The organism is Chryseobacterium indoltheticum (genome assembly GCF_003815915.1).
In the GTDB taxonomy this organism is placed as follows: Bacteria; Bacteroidota; Bacteroidia; order Flavobacteriales; family Weeksellaceae; genus Chryseobacterium; species Chryseobacterium indoltheticum.
Genome location: NZ_CP033929.1, coordinates 212,732 through 230,558, shown reverse-complemented (window position 1 = coordinate 230,558; position 17,827 = coordinate 212,732). Strand labels below are relative to the sequence as shown.

Below are 17,827 nucleotides of genomic sequence, written 5' to 3'. Positions count from 1 at the left end.
GAATGAAAATCTATTATGTTTATATTGTGAAATGTTCTGATAACTCTTATTACACGGGAGTTACCAATGATTTGGAACGAAGAATAAATGAACATAATGATGGTTTTAAACCTGAAAGTTACACCTATAAAAGAAGACCTGTAGAATTGGTTTTTTATTATGAGTTTAATGATATTAATCAAGCCATAGATTTTGAGAAACAAGTCAAAGGCTGGAGCAGAAAAAAGAAAGAAGCAATAATAAATGATAATTGGGATTTACTTTCTGAATTGTCAAAAAATCGAATGAAAAAGTGAAAGGGCTTCGACAAGCTCAGCCTGACACAGGTAAAATGATTTTCATTATTAATGCGTCTTTTAATAATAGTATTAGCAATGTCACTCTGAGCTTGTCGAAGAGCCATTAAAGATTAAATATAAAAATGAACAATTTAGAAACATATCAAAATTTTTACTTCGTTGGAATCGGAGGAATCGGAATGAGTGCTTTGGCGCGCTATTTCCATGCTTCGGGCAAGAATGTTTTGGGCTATGATAAAACCAACACCAAATTGACGACAGCGTTAATGAACGAAGGAATTGATATTGTTTTTGAAGATGTGATTGATGAAAAAATTACTTCGCTTCAGAAAGAAAATACATTGATAATCTACACTCCGGCAATCAAAAAGCTTGAGATTTTAGATTATTTTAATGAAAATCAGTTTGAAGTTTTAAAGCGTGCAAAAGTTTTAGGTTTAATTACAGAAAACACAGATTGCATCGCTGTTGCGGGAACACATGGAAAGACCACAACTTCTACTTTGGTTTCGCATTTGTGCAAAGAAGCAGATTTACCTTTCTCATGTTTCTTAGGTGGAATTTCTGAGAATTTTAAATCAAATTTTCTATATAACGGTTCGCAATATTCTGTGGTTGAAGCCGATGAATACGACAGAAGTTTCCTCAACCTTTCTCCGGATTGGGCAGTGATTACTTCTACAGATGCCGATCATTTGGATATTTATGGAGATAAAAATACGATTGAAGAAGGCTTTAGACAATTTGCAGCTTTAGTTCCTGAAGACAAACAGCTTTTTGTAAGAAAAGGTATTGAAATCGGGAGATCGCATAAAACCTATGCTGTAAACGAAGAAGCAGATTATTATTCGGATAATCTTCGTATGGATCATGATAAAATCTACTTCGATTTTCATACGCCAGCAAATGATTGTCACTCTGAGCTTGTCGAAGAGTTTGTGTGGGATGTTCCGGGAATTCATAATGTTGAAAATGCAACGGTTGCGCTGGCTATTCTTCACAATCTGGGAGTTGATTTTGAAATCTTAAAGAAAGCAATTGCCAATTTTAAAGGAATTAAGAGAAGATATACAAAACATATTTATCCGAGTGGTAAAATTTATATTGACGATTACGCACATCATCCGACGGAAATCAATGCTGTTGTAGGTTCAATAAGAACATTTTATCCGGAAAAAAAACTTTTGGTTGTTTTTCAGCCGCACTTATTCAGCCGCACGAGGGATTTTGTGGATGGATTTGCTGAAAGTTTAAATAATTCTGATGAATTGATCTTGCTCGACATTTATCCGGCAAGAGAACTTCAGGAAAATTTTGAAGGAATTACTTCAGATTGGTTATCAGAGAAAGTAAGTTTAGATAAAAAAGAAGTGTCAAACTTATCTGATGCTTTCAACAAAATAAAAGAAAAGGAATTTGACATTTTGCTTACAGTCGGCGCAGGAAACATAGATACACTGTATGACCCGATTTGTGACTGGATGAATAAAATGTAAAAGTAATAATGTATTAACGTATTAATTCATGAATACATTTTACATTAATACATGAATACAAAAAAGTATGAAAAATAAATACAGAATTTTAAAAATTGCCATTACAGTAATCATTCTTGGGTTCCTGCTGAGTTTCTCGTTGAAGAAATTTGGGAGTCAGAAGATTACGGACAATAAAATTTCTGTAAAAATGAATGAGAAAACTCCGGTTTATTTCATTGATGAAAAAGATATTCGTGAGATCGTCAATAAAGAAAACCCGTCACGGAAAGTCGGTGATTTGAATATTCCTGAACTGGAAAGAAAAATAAATGCGCTTCCGGCGGTTGACAGCGCTAATGTTTATTTAAATCTAAATGGAAAACTGAATCTGGATATTAAACAAAGAGTTCCTGTTTTCAGGCTTAATTATAAAGGAAAAGATTTTTATGTAGACGAAAAAGGAACAGAATTTCCGATTTCAAGAACCTATTCTCATCCGTGCATGCTGGTGACAGGAGATGTAAAAAAAGATGAATATGAAAAGCTGGCAGATCTGGTAGATAAGATTGATAAAGATGATTTCAGCAAAAAATATTTCATTGGGATTTCAAAATATAAGGACAGTTACAATCTTCTCACCAGCGAAGGAAACTATAAAGTTGAGATAGGAGATTTAGACAATATTGAATTAAAGGTAAAAGGTTTTAAAACTTTTGTTGAAAAATACTTAGTGTTTCAGGATCCTCAGAAATACAAAATGATTTCTGTAAAATATCAGAATCAAATTGTTACAACGCTGAATCCTTATTTTAAAGAAAATGACAGTATTTTAAAAGCCAGTCATAAAGATTTAGCAAAAACTCCGGTTGCAGTAGTAAAAAAAGCGACTTCAACTTCTTTAAAGCCAAAAGAAAATACAAAGCCAAAAGCGGTCGTCAAACCAAAAGAGAAAAAGATAACTCCGGAAAAGAAAACGGTCACAAAACCGAAGACTAAAGCAAAGGTTAAAATAGAATAAACAAAGAGTCCAAAAGGGACGACTTAATAAAGGAGGGGATAAAATCCTATCAAATAATAAATAAGTAATTAAATCAAATCGATATACACAATGGAAAATCAAGAGTATTCAGTAGGTCTTGACATCGGGACAACCAAGATTGTCGCCATTGTCGGAAGGAGGAATGCACACGGGAAAATAGAAATTCTCGGTGTTGGGAAGGCCAAAAGTCTTGGAGTTCATAAAGGGATTGTGAATAATATTTCACAAACCATTAACTCTATAAAAGCAGCTGTGGCAGAAGCACAGTCGAGCGCAGGAGTTCCTATTCATAAGGTAACTGTAGGTATTGCAGGAAAGCACATTCGCTCATTGCAGCATTCAGATTACATTATGCGTGAGAATCCGGATAGATTCATCACAGATGATGACATCGAAGCATTAAAAGATCAGGTGAAAAAACTGGTCATGTTACCGGGTGAAGAAATTATCCATGTTCTTCCACAGGAATATAAGGTTGATTCTGAAGGAGAAATTCAGGAACCTGTCGGAATGCACGGAAAACGTCTGGAAGCCAATTTCCATGTTGTTGTAGGACAAATGGGAAGCATCAGAAACATCGCAAGATGCGTAAGAGAAGCAGGTTTGGAGATGGAAGCGCTTACATTGGAGCCTTTAGCATCTTCTGAAGCTGTTTTAACTAAAGAAGAAAAAGAAGCAGGAGTAGCAATCGTAGACATCGGTGGTGGTACTACAGATATTGCTATTTTTAAAGATAATATCATTCGTCATACTTGCGTCATCCCTTATGGAGGCGGAATTATTACGGAAGACATCAAAGAAGGCTGTTCAATTATAGAAAAGCACGCCGAGCAATTAAAGGTTAAGTTCGGTTCTGCAGTTCCAGAGTTGGAAAAAGACAGCACATTTGTAACGATCCCGGGACTTCACGGAAGACCGGATAAAGAGATTTCTCTGAAAACTTTAGCACAAATTATCAATGCGAGAGTTGAAGAGATTTTAGAAATGGTCAATACAGAGTTAAAAGCTTACGGAGCTTTTGAACAAAAGAAAAAACTGATTGCAGGAATTGTTTTGACGGGTGGTGGTTCAAACTTGAAACATCTTCGTCAGCTGGCAAACTACACGACAGGTTTTGATAGCAGAATTGGTTTTGCCAATGAATATATTGCCAACGATAAAAACCAGTATCTGAAAGGTCCCGAATTTGCAACTTCTATTGGTTTACTGATGGAAAGTCTAAAAATCAGAGATAAAAAAACGGTTGCTGTAGAAGAGGAAATTGAAATTGAGGCTGACACAAAAGTGGAGCAAAAAGAAGCACAAACGAATGCTAATGCTGAATCTCAAACTCAAACAACTCCTCAAATAGAAGAAGAATTTAAAACTCCTGTACAAACATCAAGACCTTCGAAACCAACATTCGGACAGTCGCTGATGGAAAAAGTGAAAAAATTCTTTGAAGAAGTAGAATAAAATATAAATGATGAATGATAAGCGATGAATGATCTTTCTCATCAACTATCATAGTCGATTATCAATTTAGAAAAAATTAAATATGGAAAATATAGGCACACAAGGATTTTCATTTGATCTGCCAAAAGGAAATTCTTCGATCATCAAAGTTATCGGTGTTGGTGGCGGTGGAAACAACGCTCTAAAGCACATGTACGAAAAAGGTATTCACGGGGTAGATTTCGTGATCTGTAATACCGATGCGCAAACTTTAGATAACAATCCGGTTTCAAACAAAGTTCAGTTGGGAGTTACCATTACTGAAGGTCTTGGAGCAGGTGCAGATCCTGAAGTAGGGGAGAAAGCGGCTATTGAAAGTATCGAAGACATCAAAGCGGCAATGGGACAAAACACCAAAATGGTTTTCATCACTGCAGGAATGGGTGGTGGTACCGGAACGGGTGCGGCTCCTGTTATTGCTAAAGTTGCCAAAGATATGGGAATTCTTACGGTAGGTATCGTTACCGTTCCTTTCAGCTTTGAGGGGAAAAGAAGACTTGATCAGGCAGAATTAGGACTTGATAAATTAAGAAATAATGTTGATTCATTAATTGTGATCAACAATGATAAACTAAGACAGCAATTTGGAAATCTTGGTTTCAAACAAGGTTTTTCTAAAGCCGATGAAGTGTTAACCAATGCTGCAAAAGGTATGGCAGAGGTTATTACAGGTTACTTTGATGTAAACATTGACTTTAGAGATGCTAAATCTGTGCTTCAAAATTCCGGTACGGCATTGATGTCTACAGGAATGGCTTCAGGTGAAAACAAAGCGGAAGAAGCAGTAAGAAAAGCATTAGATTCTCCATTATTGAACGACAACAAAATTACAGGTGCAAGAAATGTGTTATTGTTGATCAGAAGCGGTGTAGAAGAAGCTACAATGGACGAGATCGGGATCATCATGGATTATATCCAGAAAGAAGCTGGTCACACGGCTGATATCATTTTCGGTGTTGGAGCTGACGAAGAATTGGGCGATGCTGTAAGCGTATTGGTGATTGCTACTGGTTTTTCTAATGATAACCAAAAGTTTTCAGGACCTACTGAGAAAATCAGAATTGGTTTGAATGACGCTTTAGATACTCCAAAAGCTTCTCCTTTCAAAACAAGGGACGAGAGAGAAGTAGCTCCTGAACAGGGATACGACTTTGGAGGTAAAAATCTTTTTAGATTAGATGATGAAGATCAGGATCTTCCGAAGTTTAAAATGTCGTCTTCTGAAAAAAAAATGATTATTGAGGATGAAGATGTAAAAACCGAAATAAAATTCTCTGATAGAGAGGAAGATACATTAGAAAGCCCGATTCAGAGCTGGAGAAACGAAGAATCGAGCAATGACGATGATGTCAATTTGTTTTCTTTCGATGACGATCCGAATGATTTAGAAATTCAGTCTTTCTCTTTCGATTTTGATAATAAAAAAGAAGAACCAAAAGAGAGTGCTTTTAACAATAATTATTCAGACGAAAAAAAGGTTGAGTTTAACTTCACCGTGAACGAACCTCTTGTTGAGCCTAAATATGATTTTGGTCAACCAAAAAATGAAGTTGAAACTTCAGCTGTGATTGAGAAAGTTGAAGAGAAAATTCAAAGAGTTGAAACATTTTATCAAACTCCAGAACAGCCTAAAGCTGAAGAAAAACCTGTTGTTGAAAAAAGAGTAGAAATAGAAACAACAAGACATACAGAATCTGAATTCACTTTTGTGAATAAGCCTGCTGATCAGGAAAGAGTAGTAGAGAGAAGAAACAAGTTGAAAGAATTCAATTCTCGTTACCAAAATTTCGATCACGTAAATGAATTTGAATCTGTACCTGCTTTCAAGAGAAAGAATATTTCAATTGACGGCACCAATGCATCAGACCAAAATATCAATACCTATTTGTCTGATAACAACGGAAACATGCAGATCAGAGAAAACAGATTTTTAAATAAAGACGTAGACTAAAATAATGTAACAATGTAGAAATGTACCAATGTAACAATCTCGAACGGTCATGCTGAGCTTATTGAAGCATCTCAATTGGTAAACTGTTACATTGATACATTGTTAAATTTAATAAAATGAGTTTAGAACTAACCATAAGCGAAGCAATAAAAACAGCAATGAGAGCTAAAGACAGAGTAGCTTTAGATTCTCTTCGTGCTGTAAAATCTCAGATATTATTGCTGAAAACCGAGGCTTTAGGAGCTGAAGTTTCATCTGAGCAGGAAATTGCAATTTTGCAGAGAATGATCAAACAGCGTAAAGATTCTTATGAGCAGTTTACCGCTCAGGGAAGAAACGATTTGGCAGAAGTAGAAGAAGCTCAGATGAAAGTCATTGAGAAGTTTTTACCTGCACAATTGTCCTCTGAAGAATTAGAAGCAGAGATCAAGCAGATTATTTCAGAAACTGGCGCTGAATCGATTAAAGATTTAGGAAAAGTAATGGGATTAGCTTCAAAAAACTTGGCCGGAAAATCTGACGGAAAAAGTATTTCCGAGATGGCTAAGAAATTACTTTCGTAGTTGATTGTTGACCGTTATTGGTTGGTACTTTTAATATACTATCAACTGACAACTAAAACTCATCAACTATTTAAAACGGATATTCAACCTTTGCATATCGATTTGATTAACGAAGCCCGAAACTTTATGTTTCGGGCTTCATTTATTGTAAATCCTTTATCAATGTTTTTTAATGAATTCTAAAAACCGAGGATAAAACAGAGAGAAAGGTGAGGGAATTACATTGTTACCAGATTACTCTGATGTCTTGAAAGATTGATTTAATAAAGTTTTTTTCATGGAAATCGTTTTTAGAATCATTTCAAATTTAGCAAATAAAATTTAATATAGATGATTTTTATTTAAATATTAATTAAAATTATTATGTTATTCTTATATGTTGTTCAAAATTCATTTTGTTTATTAAAAGCTTTGATAGTTTTTATAAATTGTAAATACATACAGAATTGTGTAAATTTGTAGACACTTAAAAAAAAATAAGAAATGTATCCAACAGATTTAGTAATGCCTATGAAGGCTGAGCTTACAGATAAAGGTTTCGAAGATTTGGCAACTCCTGCTCAGGTAGAAGATGCTTTAAAGCAATCAGGAACTACTCTTTTAGTAATCAATTCGGTATGTGGTTGTGCAGCTGGAGCCGCAAGACCGGGAGTGGTTTACTCTTTGACTGGAGAAAAAAAACCAGACCATTTGACTACCGTTTTTGCAGGTTTCGATAAAGAAGCAGTAGAAGCAGCTAGAAAACATTTGGCACCATTTCCTCCAAGCTCACCATGTGTAGCACTTTTCAAAGACGGAGAATTGGTTCATATGCTTGAAAGACACCATATTGAAGGTAATCCTGCAGGAGCAATTGCTGCAAACTTACAGGCAGCGTACGACGAGTATTGCTAATCCTTTAAGAATTAAAAAAATAATATGGAAACCATTGCAAATTTGTGATGGTTTTTTTGTTTAAATCATTCGCTGAAAATTCAAATATTATTATATTTGTCAGAATGGCAACGAAAGCACTTTTCAATACGGTGGTCAATTGGTTTATCCGTCAAAGGATAGATCAGATCCAGCATTTTATGGATCATCCTATCGATACACAGAAGGGAATTCTGTTTTCTCAATTATTCCATGCAGAAGACACGGAATATGGCAAGAAGTATGGGTTTAATTCTATCTCAAGTTATCAGGATTTTAAAAATAAAGTCCCGATTGTTACGTATGAGGAATTTGAGCCGTACGTGGAACGGGCAAGGCAAGGCCATAAAGACGTGAGCTGGCCCGGTTACATTAAGCATTTTGCAAAATCTTCGGGAACTACTAATGCCAAAAGTAAATTTATTCCTATTTCAGCAGAAAGTCTGGAATACTGCCACTTAAAAGCAGGAAAAGACATGGTTTCGATCTATGCCAATAATCATCCTGAAAATCAACTTTTTACCAATAAAAATTTACGTCTTGGCGGAAGCTCTGAGTTATATGCTGATTTTAACACGAAGTTTGGCGATCTCTCTGCTATTTTGATTGATAATCTTCCTTTTTGGGTTGAAATTACCACAACACCGAGCAAAAAAGTTTCGTTGATGGGAGAGTGGGAAAGTAAGCTTAACGCCATTGTTTCTGAAGTAAAAAACGAAGATGTAGGAAGTATTTTAGGGGTTCCTAGCTGGATGATGGTGCTTTTGCAAAGAGTTTTAAAGGAAACAGATGTGAAAAATGTTTCTGAACTTTGGCCAAACCTGGAAGTATTCTTTCATGGCGGAATCAGTTTTAAACCTTATAAAGAGCAATACAAACCGATTATCGGGAAAGATATCAATTACTATGAAATCTATAATGCTTCTGAAGGCTTTTTCGGAATTCAGGACAGATCGAATAGTGATGAAATGCTTCTGATGCTCGACTACGGAATTTTCTATGAATTTATTCCCATGGATCAGTTTCACCATTCCAACCCGAAAGTGGTGAGTCTGGAAGGAGTCGAGGTAGGAAAAAACTATGCAATGGTGATTACAACCAATGGCGGACTTTGGAGATATTTAATTGGGGATACAGTGGTTTTCACATCGACGAGCCCATTCAGAATAAAAATTACGGGTCGTACAAAACATTATATCAATGCTTTTGGTGAAGAACTGATGATTACGAATGTAGAATCGGCTTTAACGAAAGCTTGCCAGGAAACGAATGCTTCCGTAAAAGACTTTACCGGAGCTCCGATTTTCATGAAAGAAAATGAAAGCGGTGCCCACGAATGGATTTTTGAATTTAGTGAACATCCCGAAAATCTCGATTTGTTTACGGATATTTTTGATAAGCACCTGAAATGCATCAATTCGGATTACGAGGCTAAAAGATATAATAATATTACGCTGAAAAAACCTGTCGTGCATATTGCAAGACCCAACCTTTTTTACTGCTGGCTTGAATCTAAAGGTAAACTGGGCGGGCAGAACAAAGTGCCGAGGCTTAGTAATGACAGAGAATACATAGATCCTTTACTGGAGCTTAATAGAGTATAAAAAAACCGCAGAATTTTCTGCGGTTTTTATTTTATTTAAGATCTTCCTTAATTTTTTTGGCACCGTCTTCTACTTTCTGAGCACCTTTTGCAGCTGCATCTTTAATGTCTTTACCTGCTTTGTTGATGTCTTCTTTTGCTTTTTGGGCTGTATTGTCGATCTTATCACTCGCATTATCTACGGTGTTTTGAATATCGTTTTTAGCTTTATCTACTTTCGAAGAATCGATCAATCCGGTACCTATTTCCGTTGTCGTAGTTGTCGTTACAGATCCGTCAGGATTTTCTGTTTTTTCAGTGGTTGTTGACTTTGTACATGCAACAAATAGTGTAGAAACTACAACTGCTGATAAAATGTGTTTTTTCATTGTGTATATTTTTTTGTAATGAATTGTTTGAATTGCAAAAGAAGAAAATTTGTTTGCAATAAAAATCTGTTTTAAGTATAAATTAATTTTAATTATTCCTGTTTAGGTTCTGTTGTCTTTTCAGAAGCTTTTAATTTTTTCTCGGTCTCAGCTTTCTTTTTATTTTCTTTTTCAAGCGCTTCGGTAATTCTTTTTTCTTCCTGTTGCAATTTTAAGGCCTCTTTTAAAGAATCCTGATATTTCTGTGAAGACATTCTTATTTGTCTGGCAATATCTACTGATGTTGCGCCCGGAGAAAAAGAATCTATTGCTGTGGTATCGTATTTAATTTTTAATACCTGATCGTTGCTGACAACAGGTTCACGTTGAGAACAGGCAACCGATAATAAAGATGAAATTACAGTAGCAAAAATTACATTTTTCATGCGACTAATTTAGTAGAAATTCAGCAATTACAGGATAGTGATCTGATAATTTTACCGAATAATCTACCTTATAGCTTTTGGGAACAAGGCTGCTTGATGCAAAAATATAATCTATTCTGAGTGGGAATTTATAATCGTGAAAGCTTGTAGAGCTTCCGTTTCCGGCTTCTACAAAAGCATCATCCAGGTTTTTACCCAGATTGTAGTATTCCCAGGAATTGGGAACCGAATTAAAATCTCCTGCAAGAATCACCGGGTAAGGTGAATGATCAACTACTTTTCTTATTTTTCTCACCTGATCTTCATGCGTTCGGAAGGTAGGAATCAGTCTTGAAAATAACGCTTCCATTTTATTATTTTCTTTTTTGCCAGAATTGTCATCTTCTATTCCGATCATGTTTTTATTGAGTCTGAAAGGTTCCAGATAAACATTTACAACTCTTACGATTTTACCATTAATATCGATATCTGCATAGAAAGAATTGCCTTTGGAAGCATCATTAATTAAATCTCCCTGTCTTAAAATTTTATGTTTTGTTTTTAGTATGACCGAAGGATATTTTACCAGATCGCTCCTAAGCGCTTTATTAGTGTCTTTTTCCTGAACCAGAATAATATCGGCATTTTGATCTTCAATATATTTTTTTACATTATCCCAACCCAGACTTCCATATTTTACATTGTATGTCAAGACTTTTATATCTGTCTTGGCGGTCTCAATATTGCTGTTTTGAGGTGAAAAATTAACCCATCGTCTTACAGGGTTATAGAAAATAAATGTTGAAAGAATAAAGACGACAGCAATTTTCTTCTTCTTAATAATCCAGATAAGCGTAAATAAGAGATGGGCAAAAATTAAATAAGGAAAGCTCAGCGAAAGAAGATTGAGTTTACTGAAGTAGTTGGGGCTTATCCATGCATTTGCAAATGTGCTTATTAACAGTGCTAAAACTCCTAAATGGATAATAAGAAAAAAAGGAAACCGCTTCATGAAACTCAAAATATTTCTTGAGCAACAAAAATTCTGCCAATCAGTGTTTTATGAAGGCTGAGATTGTTTTTAATCAATTTTAAAAGTGGCAATCACCGGAAAATGATCAGAAAGATGCACGCTACTGTCAACCTGATAGCTTACGGGTTTTATTGATTCTGAAGTGAAAATATAGTCTATTCTTAACGGATATTTATAGTCATGAAAGCTTGTTCCGCTGCCTCTTCCTACTTCGTAAAAAGCATCTTTTAAGCCCTCTGAAGTTTTGTAATATTCGTAAGAGTTGGGAACGGAATTAAAATCTCCTGCCACAATTACGGGATACGGAGAACTGTCGATACTTTCTCTGATGATTTGTACTTGTTCCTGATGTGATTTAAAAGTAGGAATTAATCTTTTAATTACGTTTTTTACTTTAGTTTCGTCTTCACCGCTATTTCCGTTAAGTTTTACCATACTTTTTACAACGCCGAAAGATTCTAAATGAACGTTGATGACACGATAGGTTTTACCTTTAATTTCAAGGTCTATTTGCTCGCACTGCGCGGTAATGTCTCCATTAAAAAGATTTTCAAAAAGATTTTTGCGGGAAACAATTTTATAATTTGTGTATAAAGAATTAATCGGAATAGTGTTCTTTCCTGTGAGATTTTCAAGCTCTAAATCACCGGCTCCATATTCCTGGATGAAAACTAAATCAGCTTTTTGAGCATTAATATATTCCTGTATTTCCTCCTTACCAAAAGTACCTCCTTTTATATTAAAAGTAACAATTTTTAAGTTCGCTGTTTCATTGCTTTCAGAAGAGTAATTAATCCATCTTTTTACAGGGTTCAGAAAAAATAATCCTAAAAACATAAAGACGAATGCTCTTTTTTTCCAACTCAAAATCCAGAAGAATGTGAGTAACACATATCCGGCAATCAAAATAGGAAAACCTAAAGACAGTAAATTAAACCACGGGAAAATTTTCGGTGGAATATAAGCATTCAGTAAAACTCCTGTTAACAGAAATAATAGCCCTAAATGAAGTATGAGAAGTATTAATCGGAAAATTTTCACAATATATTATTTGAATCTGTATAAGTGTTTTTTCCAGATCATAGCTAAAATGAAACCAACAATTGCGCCACCAACGTGAGCTAAGTGAGCAATTCCGCCAACATTTCCTGTAACGCCTAAAACAACAGAACCAACTATAATTATGGGTAGTAAATATTTTACTTTCACGGGAACCGGAATAAACATAATTCCGATTTTTGCTTCAGGATACAAAGTTGCAAATGCAGCAATAACACCGAAGATTGCGCCAGATGCACCTACCATTCGGCCAAATATAATTGGGTTTATCTGATCATTAATCAATTCTTGAACCTTTAATGAAACTTGAGCATTCACAAAGCTTTCTGGATCAGCAACATATCCTTGTATGTCAAACCCTAAATTACTTAATTGAGAGTAGGCATCTTGATATTCTACAAAATTCCATAAGTTAAAAAGAAAAAATGCTCCTAATCCACTTAAAAAATAAAGAATTAAATATTTTTTGGCTCCCAGACTTTGCTCTAAAATAGGACCAAAACTGAACAGAGTAAACATATTGAAAAGAATATGCATAGGACTTCCATGCATGAACATATGTGTAATAATTTGCCATGATTTAAATTGTGGTGATAAAGGAAAATACGCAGCCAAATAAAAATCAAGCTGTGGTATTACCAATGCTGCAATATAAACTACAATATTTAATATAATGATATTTCGGGTAATTGGCGGTATATTATTAAACATCTACTTAAAATTTATTTTTAAAATCATTAAACGGAACTTCATAAAAACATCTTTTTCCGTTAGGTAAAAATTCAGGGAAACCCAAAGCTGTAAAGTCTTTGATGAGCTGTTCGGCATCTATTTTATAAATAAAATCGAAACGGGATTTCGACTGCATTTTATTCCATTGGTTCTGGTAAAACTGCATAAACTCTTCCTCGGTTTTATACTCCAAAACATCAAAAAGATTCTCCAGAAACTTCATTACCTGAGATTCTTTCAAACCTTCCGGAACAGCATCAATTCTTAAAACACTTTCATGAGCAATGCTCATTTCAAACCCTAGCTCGGGAAGATATTTTTTGATTGATTTGTATTTGCTCTTTTCAATCTCATTCATATGATATTCGAGCGAAAACAAAAGAGACTGGCTATTTGTGGTTTTCTTTGATTTGTTATTGATTTCGGTCACCACAAGACGGTGCATTCTACCCAAATCGAGCATCAAAGTGCGGTCTCCTTTATTGAAAAGCCAATATCCGTTGGGAAGTCTCATCAAATCTTCATCAAAATCTTCATCTTCAAACAAGTTGATTTTTGAAGGCTCAGCAGAAATATTCTGATGATACATTTCCGCAAGATTATGAATTTCAGTTTTTGATGTTGTTCTTTCTTCCAGAAAAGGGTTGTAATCTCGGTCTACGATGATTTCAGGCATTTTTAGATTTCCGGTATTATTGCTTTTGCTCGGAAAGCTTTTTTGCATAATTGCATCAATCTGCGGATCTCTTTCGAAATCTAGACTTGGCGCAATATTGTAAATTCCTAAAGAACGCTTTATAGTCGAACGAAGCAGCGCAAAAATAAGATGCTCGTCTTCAAATTTTACTTCCGTTTTTTGCGGATGAATATTGACATCAATTTTTTCAGGATCTAATTCCAGGAAAAGAAAAAATGTAGGGATATATCCGGGCATTAGCAATCCGTCGAAGGCTTCCTGAACAGCCTTGTTGAAATACGGACTTTTAAAAAATCTTCCGTTCACAAAAAGGAATTGTTCGCCACGCGTTTTCTTGGCTCCTTCAGGCTTTGCTACAAAACCGTGAAGCTTACACCAAATGATATCTTCTTTGATGGGAATCAATTGCGGATGAAGTTTTCTGCCAAAAATATCGACAATTCGCTGCATCTGTGTTCCTTTTCTCAGCTTAAAAACCGGATCGTCATCATGAAAAAGAGAAAACTCTAATCCTTCATGAGCCAATGCAACACGCTGAAATTCGTCAATGACATGACGAAATTCTATATTATTATTTTTAAGAAATTTTCTTCTTGCAGGAACATTATAGAAAAGGTTTTTAACTAAAAAATTAGAACCTTCCGAAGTCTGCACCGGTTCCTGAAACTGGAAAACTCCGCCTTCAATGTATATATTGGTTCCTAAAGCAGCATCTTTAAGCTTGGTTTTCAGTTCAACCTGAGAAACGGCGGCAATAGAAGCCAAAGCTTCACCACGGAAACCTTTGGTTGCAATTTTAAATATATCTTCAGTTCCTCGGATTTTTGATGTGGCATGCCTCTCAAAAGACATTCTTGCATCGGTTTCAGACATTCCTTTTCCGTCGTCAACAACCTGAATAAGGTTTTTTCCGGCGTCTCTTATAATCAGCTCTATTTTTGAAGCCCCGGCATCAATAGAGTTCTCCAAAAGTTCTTTTACAATAGATGCAGGACGCTGCACCACCTCACCGGCTGCGATTTGGTTGGCTACATGATCGGGTAAAAGCTGAATAATATCTGACATAAATGAGTAATGAACTTACAAAAATAGGCAAAGCAAATAAGATTTTAAATAATAAACCGATGAATTAAGATTAAGTTATCCCTAACTTTTACACAATTTCGTTAAAAAAAAGTCCATGCCTGAAAAACCAGGCAAGGACTCCAAACTAAGTATATACAATTTGTGCTGCTATTTTTAATGAATTTTTACATCATTTTTTCTTCTAAGACCAGTTTTGATTTTTCAGGTCTTTGCTGTTTTACCACAACTTCGCCATTTCCATGTATTCTGTCATATAAATAAGCCATCAGATTGGGTTTATTATAGATTTTCGAATATCTGTAGTTTGTGTAAAAGTGTCTCAGATGAATTTTATAAAGATCATATCCGATAACGACCAGCAAACAGGCACTGATCACATAAAATACACTGAATTCCAGATAATAATATGTCAAACCTGAAAATACGGCTCCTGTAACATACGCCAACATTACACTAGATAAAAGCTTGGCTCTTGCAATCAACTCAGGATTTTTTCTATATTTTTTGTGCGTAAACATAGACATCAAAATTCCCAAGTCGGTTGTTGTTCCGGTAAGATGCGTAGTTTTTACCAAAAAGTTTGAAATACTTGCCGTTAAACCATTTTGTAAACCGGTTGCAAAAAGCATTAACGCGACCAGATATTCGGCTTCTTCCAATGTTTTTTGGTAGAAAAACTGACCGTAGATTCCGACTGTCAAAAGACATAATATTTCCAGAACAATCGGCATTGCATGGGCAAAATATTTACTTTTTTTGTTGAAATTGATGACAAAAAAGTTGGCGGTAAAACTACCGAAGAAGAATAAGAAGATCCAGGCACCTACAACGGCAACCTGATTCCAGTTTCCTTTGCTTATTTCTGCTGCAAATACAGCATAATGTCCCGTTACGTTTGACGTAAATGAGAGAAATATCAATAGAGATGCTATATTTATAGTTCCTGCCGTAAAAGCAGTCAGCGTCCCCAGTTTTATGTTGTCTCCCAACGTCCTGCTGTTACTATAATTTCTTAACATTTTACTTAAATTTTAAAATAGTTTACATTTAAAGCATTACACTTCTACAAAAACTTCTGCAAGTCTGCCTTTTTCAGGCATAAATTCCGGAGTTCCGAATACCATTTCATAAGAAGTCAATTCTTTACATTTTTTGATGTAAGGATTTAGATCAAATTTTCCTTTGGTATTTTTATTTTTAAGAGAAGGCGAGTAGTACGCTTCTGTAATTCCTTCAGCTTTTACGTAATTGTTAAATGCTCTCTGGAAGCTTCCTGAAAAGACATCACAAACAATTTTGTGAACCAAATGCGGATATTTGTTAACAATAATTCCGTAGGCATCGCAAAATTCCTGCGTTCTTATTTTGCTGAAAATGGTAGATTTTGTAGTGAAAAGAAGATCTCTGATAGAATCTCCCATGTCGTAACCTGATACCAATAAAATTTTGTATTGCGTATCATTTTCTTCTGCGTTTTTCTCTTTTAAAACTCTTTTTAAAATATTCAGAGACTCAAGAGAATAATCCGTTGCTATTAAAATGGTTTTGATCATATCTTTAGATTTAGTTGTGTAACATCTTTTTGATGATACAAAACTATACCTGCCAAATTAAAAGCTCTTTGGAAAGAAATTAAAATGTAATTAAAGAGATTAAAATGAGATTAGAATTTCATTTTAAAAATGCTTCTTTTTGAAGCTAAGATGGGTTTTCTTCTTTCTGAGTACCGTAAATAGTAGGAAAACGCATTTGTACGGTCGTTCCCTGATTTTCGTGAGAACTTACCAAGAGTTCACCGTTGTGCATTCTCACAATATTTCTGGCAAGAGGAAGACCGATGCCGTAACCTTCATAATTTCGCGTATTGGAAGCCCGGAAAAAAGGATCGTAAATTTTATTCATTTCAGATTCTGGAATACCGATTCCGTTGTCTTTAATGATAATATAAAGATCTGTGTCTGTTGCGCCCAATGATACTTTTACCTGCTGGTGATTAGAATATTTACAGCCGTTATTAATAATATTGGCAACCGCCAAATGAAGAAGCTGCTCATTACCCTGAACTTTCAGTTTTTTAGGATTATCGGGAAGCATGCTGATGTCAAGATAAATATTATTTCGGGAATCTATTCTTCTTAAAGTTTCAATAACATCCCATAAAAGCTGGTCGATTCGTACTTTATCGATTTTCTGAATTCTACCGTCAAATCCGGTTTGTGCAATCAGTAAAAGTGCTTTTATTTTTTTATCAAGCTTTTCGGCTTCATCTAAAATAATTTCAAGCGTCTCTTTATATTCTTCGGCAGTTCGGTTGATAGAAAGTGCTACATCGGCTTCGCCCATAATCGAAGTTAGCGGTGTTCTGAGCTCGTGCGATACATTTCCAATCAAGTGATTCTGAGTTTCAAAAGAAGTTTCGATTCTTGTCAGCATGGTGTTGAACGTTTCAACCAATTCATTTAATTCTTTGTTATCCGGTTGAGGTTCAAGTCTTAAATGCAGGTTTTCGGAACTGATTTCTTTTACTTTTCCGGTGATCTTTAAAATCGGTTTAAATAAAGTTTTAGACAAATAAAAAGAGAAAATCATGCTGAAAAATATCGAAAGAATCATACATGTAATTAATGTTCTTTTCAAAAATCCTAGATAATGAACGACGTAATGGTTTTTTGCTGAAGCGATTGCGATATAATCTTTGTTTTGATATTTAAACGTCTGTCCGATATAATAAAATTCAGAATCGTTGTAATTGGCTTCTCCGGATCTGATAATATTTTTAAAAAAAGTATCCGGAATATGCACTTCGTGCGAAATTTTTTTGAAATTAGAATCTGTAGGAATTGCAAAAACATAGTCTCTTTCCATCGGAAGTTCTTCGTCATTCCTGCTGTTGAGAATATAATTTTCTGGAAGATCGAGACGTTCTTTGCTTTTTTCGATCTGCACAATGGTGGTGGTACGGATTTTTAGCAATTCATAGAACCTCTGATGCGAAAAATTAACAATAGAAAAGTACACCGATCCGCCAAAAATCAGAATAACGGTTGTAAAAACAACCATCAAAAGCACCATTGTTTTGGTTTGATTGGTAATGACTCTATTGAACATT

17 protein-coding genes are annotated in these 17,827 nt (G+C 35.0%); 8 read left to right on the top strand and 9 right to left on the bottom strand.

Features of this window, described 5'->3' with window-relative positions; translation table 11 throughout:
• Nucleotides 1–2 precede the first annotated feature (2 nt).
• The 8 genes from EG358_RS01105 to EG358_RS01070 all read left to right on the top strand — a co-directional run bounded on the left by EG358_RS01105 (nt 3) and on the right by EG358_RS01070 (nt 9,340).
• The gene (locus EG358_RS01105; protein WP_076561446.1) at nt 3–296 is read left to right on the top strand and encodes a GIY-YIG nuclease family protein; all 294 of its coding nucleotides are present in this window, start codon (nt 3–5) and stop codon (nt 294–296) included.
• Between the two features lie 125 nt (nt 297–421).
• On the top strand, nt 422–1,795 hold the full coding sequence (murC, locus tag EG358_RS01100; RefSeq protein WP_076561447.1) for a UDP-N-acetylmuramate--L-alanine ligase: 1,374 nt from the start codon (nt 422–424) through the stop codon (nt 1,793–1,795).
• A gap of 67 nt (nt 1,796–1,862) precedes the next feature.
• Nucleotides 1,863–2,795 carry a cell division protein FtsQ/DivIB gene (locus EG358_RS01095; RefSeq protein WP_076561448.1) on the top strand — a complete coding sequence of 311 codons (933 nt, stop codon included), beginning with the start codon at nt 1,863–1,865 and terminating at the stop codon, nt 2,793–2,795.
• Nucleotides 2,796–2,885: 90 nt separating this feature from the next.
• Complete coding sequence (gene ftsA / locus EG358_RS01090) at nt 2,886–4,271, top strand: cell division protein FtsA (RefSeq protein ID WP_076561449.1); 1,386 nt, start codon at nt 2,886–2,888, stop codon at nt 4,269–4,271.
• 82 nt (nt 4,272–4,353) lie between these two features.
• The gene (ftsZ, locus tag EG358_RS01085) at nt 4,354–6,261 is read left to right on the top strand and encodes a cell division protein FtsZ (RefSeq protein WP_076561450.1); all 1,908 of its coding nucleotides are present in this window, start codon (nt 4,354–4,356) and stop codon (nt 6,259–6,261) included.
• Nucleotides 6,262–6,377: 116 nt separating this feature from the next.
• Nucleotides 6,378–6,824 (top strand): GatB/YqeY domain-containing protein, encoded by a 447-nt coding sequence (locus EG358_RS01080; protein WP_047443424.1) that lies wholly within the window; start codon nt 6,378–6,380, stop codon nt 6,822–6,824.
• 483 nt (nt 6,825–7,307) lie between these two features.
• Nucleotides 7,308–7,718 (top strand): BrxA/BrxB family bacilliredoxin, encoded by a 411-nt coding sequence (locus EG358_RS01075; protein ID WP_076561451.1) that lies wholly within the window; start codon nt 7,308–7,310, stop codon nt 7,716–7,718.
• 104 nt (nt 7,719–7,822) lie between these two features.
• The gene (locus EG358_RS01070) at nt 7,823–9,340 is read left to right on the top strand and encodes a GH3 auxin-responsive promoter family protein (RefSeq protein WP_076561521.1); all 1,518 of its coding nucleotides are present in this window, start codon (nt 7,823–7,825) and stop codon (nt 9,338–9,340) included.
• Between the two features lie 31 nt (nt 9,341–9,371).
• On the opposite strand, the gene EG358_RS01065 is transcribed toward EG358_RS01070, so the two are convergent.
• From EG358_RS01065 to EG358_RS01025, 9 genes are all read right to left on the bottom strand, one after another.
• Entirely contained in the window at nt 9,372–9,707 is a 336-nt protein-coding gene (locus EG358_RS01065) for a hypothetical protein (RefSeq protein ID WP_076561452.1), read from the bottom strand.
• Between the two features lie 92 nt (nt 9,708–9,799).
• A complete protein-coding gene (locus EG358_RS01060) occupies nt 9,800–10,132 on the bottom strand; it encodes a hypothetical protein (RefSeq protein ID WP_076561453.1) in 333 nt (110 codons plus the stop codon).
• Between the two features lie 4 nt (nt 10,133–10,136).
• Nucleotides 10,137–11,123: an endonuclease/exonuclease/phosphatase family protein gene (locus EG358_RS01055; RefSeq protein ID WP_076561454.1), complete on the bottom strand. Its 987-nt coding sequence runs from the start codon at nt 11,121–11,123 to the stop codon at nt 10,137–10,139.
• Between the two features lie 69 nt (nt 11,124–11,192).
• Nucleotides 11,193–12,185 (bottom strand): endonuclease/exonuclease/phosphatase family protein, encoded by a 993-nt coding sequence (locus EG358_RS01050; RefSeq protein ID WP_083677059.1) that lies wholly within the window; start codon nt 12,183–12,185, stop codon nt 11,193–11,195.
• A 6-nt stretch (nt 12,186–12,191) separates the two neighbouring features.
• On the bottom strand, nt 12,192–12,914 hold the full coding sequence (locus EG358_RS01045; RefSeq protein WP_076561456.1) for a rhomboid family intramembrane serine protease: 723 nt from the start codon (nt 12,912–12,914) through the stop codon (nt 12,192–12,194).
• 4 nt (nt 12,915–12,918) lie between these two features.
• Nucleotides 12,919–14,697, bottom strand: coding sequence for a DNA mismatch repair endonuclease MutL (gene mutL / locus EG358_RS01040; protein ID WP_076561457.1), 1,779 nt, complete (start codon nt 14,695–14,697; stop codon nt 12,919–12,921).
• A gap of 185 nt (nt 14,698–14,882) precedes the next feature.
• Nucleotides 14,883–15,737, bottom strand: coding sequence for a YoaK family protein (locus tag EG358_RS01035; RefSeq protein WP_076561458.1), 855 nt, complete (start codon nt 15,735–15,737; stop codon nt 14,883–14,885).
• Between the two features lie 36 nt (nt 15,738–15,773).
• A complete protein-coding gene (locus EG358_RS01030) occupies nt 15,774–16,271 on the bottom strand; it encodes a hypothetical protein (RefSeq protein WP_076561459.1) in 498 nt (165 codons plus the stop codon).
• Between the two features lie 145 nt (nt 16,272–16,416).
• Nucleotides 16,417–17,826 (bottom strand): sensor histidine kinase, encoded by a 1,410-nt coding sequence (locus EG358_RS01025; protein WP_076561460.1) that lies wholly within the window; start codon nt 17,824–17,826, stop codon nt 16,417–16,419.
• Between the last annotated feature and the right edge of the window lies 1 nt (nt 17,827).

What these genes read in the sequence shown, in the direction of transcription:
- EG358_RS01060 (WP_076561453.1), bottom strand. Translation starts at nt 10,132, where the DNA reads ATGAAAAATGTAATTTTTGCTACTGTAATTTCATCTTTATTATCGGTT.
- mutL (WP_076561457.1), bottom strand. Translation starts at nt 14,697, where the DNA reads ATGTCAGATATTATTCAGCTTTTACCCGATCATGTAGCCAACCAAATC.
- EG358_RS01030 (WP_076561459.1), bottom strand. Translation starts at nt 16,271, where the DNA reads ATGATCAAAACCATTTTAATAGCAACGGATTATTCTCTTGAGTCTCTG.
- EG358_RS01025 (WP_076561460.1), bottom strand. Translation starts at nt 17,826, where the DNA reads ATGTTCAATAGAGTCATTACCAATCAAACCAAAACAATGGTGCTTTTG.
- EG358_RS01055 (WP_076561454.1), bottom strand. Translation starts at nt 11,123, where the DNA reads ATGAAGCGGTTTCCTTTTTTTCTTATTATCCATTTAGGAGTTTTAGCA.
- EG358_RS01045 (WP_076561456.1), bottom strand. Translation starts at nt 12,914, where the DNA reads ATGTTTAATAATATACCGCCAATTACCCGAAATATCATTATATTAAAT.
- ftsA (WP_076561449.1), top strand. Translation starts at nt 2,886, where the DNA reads ATGGAAAATCAAGAGTATTCAGTAGGTCTTGACATCGGGACAACCAAG.
- murC (WP_076561447.1), top strand. Translation starts at nt 422, where the DNA reads ATGAACAATTTAGAAACATATCAAAATTTTTACTTCGTTGGAATCGGA.
- EG358_RS01105 (WP_076561446.1), top strand. Translation starts at nt 3, where the DNA reads ATGAAAATCTATTATGTTTATATTGTGAAATGTTCTGATAACTCTTAT.
- EG358_RS01075 (WP_076561451.1), top strand. Translation starts at nt 7,308, where the DNA reads ATGTATCCAACAGATTTAGTAATGCCTATGAAGGCTGAGCTTACAGAT.
- EG358_RS01035 (WP_076561458.1), bottom strand. Translation starts at nt 15,737, where the DNA reads ATGTTAAGAAATTATAGTAACAGCAGGACGTTGGGAGACAACATAAAA.
- EG358_RS01095 (WP_076561448.1), top strand. Translation starts at nt 1,863, where the DNA reads ATGAAAAATAAATACAGAATTTTAAAAATTGCCATTACAGTAATCATT.
- EG358_RS01080 (WP_047443424.1), top strand. Translation starts at nt 6,378, where the DNA reads ATGAGTTTAGAACTAACCATAAGCGAAGCAATAAAAACAGCAATGAGA.
- EG358_RS01070 (WP_076561521.1), top strand. Translation starts at nt 7,823, where the DNA reads ATGGCAACGAAAGCACTTTTCAATACGGTGGTCAATTGGTTTATCCGT.
- EG358_RS01065 (WP_076561452.1), bottom strand. Translation starts at nt 9,707, where the DNA reads ATGAAAAAACACATTTTATCAGCAGTTGTAGTTTCTACACTATTTGTT.
- ftsZ (WP_076561450.1), top strand. Translation starts at nt 4,354, where the DNA reads ATGGAAAATATAGGCACACAAGGATTTTCATTTGATCTGCCAAAAGGA.